The sequence below is a fragment of the Ferroacidibacillus organovorans genome (assembly GCF_001642725.1).
Classification (GTDB): Bacteria; Bacillota; Bacilli; order Alicyclobacillales; family SLC66; genus Ferroacidibacillus; species Ferroacidibacillus organovorans.
This window is the reverse complement of the sequence record NZ_LSUQ01000098.1, coordinates 1-3,248: the sequence shown is the minus strand read 5'-3', so window position 1 is coordinate 3,248 and position 3,248 is coordinate 1. Positions and strand designations below refer to the sequence as shown.

Genomic DNA, 3,248 nt, shown 5'->3' with positions numbered 1-3,248 from the left:
GTATGTAAGGGAGCATGCCGCAAAGGAGAACTGGCGGATCGCGATCGGCTATGATGGGCGGTATAACTCTGCGCGTTTTGCAGAGGAGGTTGCGTGCGTCGCGGCGGCAGAAGGCGTGACGGCGATTCTGTACGAGGCACCCCGCCCGACGCCAATGCTCTCATATGCCGTGCGCGCGCACGCTTGCGCAGCGGGCGTCATGATTACGGCGAGTCACAATCCGCCTGCGTATAATGGGTACAAGGTGTATGACGCGACGGGGTGCCAGGTGCTGAGCGAAGCGGCGGCGGAGATTGAGGCGGCCATTCGGGCGGTGGGTGAACTCCTCGCGGTACCTGTACTGACGCGCGCGGCGGCGCTTGAGGCAGGTCGGCTGATCTTGCTTGGCGAGGAGATGGATGAGCGCTATTTGCGTGAAGTGCATGCCCTTGCAAAAGGAAGGCGTCCTCACCCAGAGCATGACCCGGTTATCGTGTACACACCTTTGCACGGGGTTGGCGGGTCGATGGTACCGAGTGCCCTTTTGCAGGCGGGGTTCGCGGCGGTACATGTGGTGGAACAGGAAGCGGTGCTCGACCCTGCGTTTACGCATGTGGACAGCCCCAATCCTGAGGATCGCAGCGCGTATCGCGGTGCGCTAAAACGCGCGCAAGAAGTCGGCGCCGATCTGATCATGGCGACTGACCCGGATACGGATCGCGTCGGTGTCATGGCGCGCGCAAGCGATGGCTCGTATGACTTTTTCTCAGGCAATGAAATCGGTGGCATGCTTCTTGACTCGTATCTTTCCCACGTAGAGAAACAAGGCGCGCTTCCGGCGCGCGGTGTTGTTGTATGTACGCACGTGACGTCCGATTTTGGTGAGGCGATCGCGCGCGCGTATTCCTGTCGCACGGTGCGCACGCTGACCGGATTTAAATACATCGGCGCGTGGATCAACGAGCACGAGCGCGGGGGCGCGCAGAAGGAAACGTTCGTGTTTGGCTATGAAGAGAGTGTCGGCTATCTGGCGCTCCCTTTTGTGCGCGACAAAGACGCCGTACAGGCGTCCGTTTTGATCGCGCAGATGATGGCAGATGCAAAACGCGTCGGGGAGACGCTGCCCGAGAGACGCGCGCGACTGTTTGCGCTGTACGGGTTTTACCGCGACCGTTTGCTCGGCTTTCAGTTTGACGGGATGTCTGGGGCACAGCGTATGCAGACGCTGATGAGCGAACTGCGCGAGCACCCCCTCGCGATCGGGGAAGAAGTGCCGGACGCTACAGAAGACACCCTTCGCGGCACGCGCACACGCGCGAGTGGAGCGGTGGAAACGGTCGAGTTGCCGAAGGCCGATGTGTTGAAGTTCTCCTATCAGGATGGCGCGTGGGTCGCTGTTCGACCTTCTGGAACCGAGCCGAAACTGAAGGTGTATCTCGGTGTATGCAAAAGCTCAGAAGAGACGGCGACAGCACGACTTGACGAACTTGAGAAGGCGGTGCGCGAGCGTCTAAAAGCGTACTTCTAGGCGCTTGCAATGGCTTGATATAGGGAGGGAAGAAGCGCCGTGAGATCCTTACAACCCATCTATAAAGAACGCATCTGGGGCGGGGATTTGCTCAAGCGGATGTTTCATCTCGATACGCCGCACCCTGTCGGTGAAATCTGGCTCGCATCCGATCACCCCGCGGGACAAACCGTGGATGAGCGTGGCAATACCCTCCACGATCTTTTTCCGCAGCGCAGTTGGTTTCCTGTGCTGATCAAAATTTTACACGCGAAAACAGATCTCTCTGTTCAGGTTCATCCAAATGATGAGCAGGCGAGCGCCCTTCTTGACCTTGGGAAAACGGAAGGGTGGCTCATTCTTCACGCGGAGCCGGGTGCTCGGATCTGCCGCGGTCTGACCGTCGACTCGCGTGCGGCGCTCGAAGAGCGAGTCGCACAGGGGCGTCTGCAGGATGCGCTGCGCTATGAGACGGTTGTGGCAGGACAATACATCCCGCTTCCGGCAGGCACGGTGCACGCGCTCGGCGCAGGGATTGTTGCGCTTGAGGTGCAGCAAGCTTCGGATACGACGTTTCGCATCTATGACTATGATCGCGTGGATCCGTCTGGCAAGAAGCGGGAGTTACACCTTGCGCAGGCGCTTGATGTGATCGACTTTGCTTCGACAATGGCTGACAGGGACTTGCGAAGAGATCAGACCTCTGCGCGCTGGGAGGCATTTTTCGGGAATGCCAATGCCGCCACTGCGGGAATTGCACGCGAATGGCTTGATCAAAATCCGTATTTTTCTCTGGAACTTCTCTCCGTGGACGGGGTTAGCCCATTCCACGTTTCGCGCGAACCGGGTGTCGTGTGTGTGACGGCACTTCGCGGAAATGTTCACCCCAAAGGAGCGTCCCCTCGTTCGCTCCCTTATCCGACGTGGGTTCTCGAAGCGGGTGAACCGCTGATCCTCGAAGAGAGCGGTACAGTTGCCCTCGTGCATTTGTCGTGACATGTGCGTGTGTGTGTCGTATGATAGAGAAAATGACACTCAGGAGGAATACACATGGAATTCACGACGTACGAAGTTGCATACCGTTTGGGCGTTTCTGAAGAGACGGTGCGGCGCTGGATCCGCACAGGACTATTGCCGGCGGTTGATCAAGGCGGCAAGTATCTGATCAAGGATGAAGATTTGCAATCCTTTTTGCGCCGCCGCGGAACGCCCGCTGGTCGCGCGATGAACTGGTTGGCGACGGTCAGTTCTGCAGGTGTGCGGGCAGCGGCGCCAGGCATCGCGTTTGCCGCAAACAACATGGTGACGAGTGCCGCGCTCTCCGGACTGCGCTTGTATAAAGTTCTGGCAGGGGATGAGGCAGTCTCCTCCGATGAAATGTCCCATCTTCTCGACGAGATCGACAAGAGCGCGGCGACCCTGCGCGAAAATCTCGTAACCCTTGAGGAACAGCGACAAAAGGTTGAGGGGAGTCTCGCGGAGCTTGACGAGATCAAGCAGCGTCTGCTTCAAAAAAATCGTGAGTCAAGCAATGCTTCGCCAACAGCGTGAAGATAGACGGTACCATGGCGCTCTCGCGCCACCGTCTGCGGGAAAAATAATCGGCTGCGCCGTTATTTCGAGATAGAACACCCGTAAGGGAGTCGATGGATTGCACGTCAGTGTTCTTTTAATCGCGGCATTGGTCGGCAGTGGCCTTGTCGCAGGATTTTTTGACTCGATCGTGGGCGGCAGTGGTGTTATTACGCTGCCCACGCTACTC

At 58.1% G+C, this 3,248-nt stretch carries 3 protein-coding genes; all 3 read left to right on the top strand.

Annotation, left to right across the window (positions count from 1 at the left end):
* Positions 1 to 1,507: phospho-sugar mutase (locus AYW79_RS15050; protein ID WP_067567643.1), on the top strand; the 1,507-nt coding region annotated here is incomplete at its 5' end.
* A 39-nt stretch (positions 1,508 to 1,546) separates the two neighbouring features.
* Positions 1,547 to 2,482, top strand: a complete 936-nt coding sequence (locus AYW79_RS15045; protein ID WP_067567641.1) for a type I phosphomannose isomerase catalytic subunit — start codon at positions 1,547 to 1,549, stop codon at positions 2,480 to 2,482.
* Positions 2,483 to 2,536: 54 nt separating this feature from the next.
* Positions 2,537 to 3,037 (top strand): helix-turn-helix domain-containing protein, encoded by a 501-nt coding sequence (locus AYW79_RS15040; RefSeq protein ID WP_067567638.1) that lies wholly within the window; start codon positions 2,537 to 2,539, stop codon positions 3,035 to 3,037.
* Positions 3,038 to 3,248: the final 211 nt, after the last annotated feature.

Excerpts from the sequence above, each read along its gene's own strand:
- AYW79_RS15040 (WP_067567638.1), top strand. The coding sequence starts at position 2,537 with ATGGAATTCACGACGTACGAAGTTGCATACCGTTTGGGCGTTTCTGAA.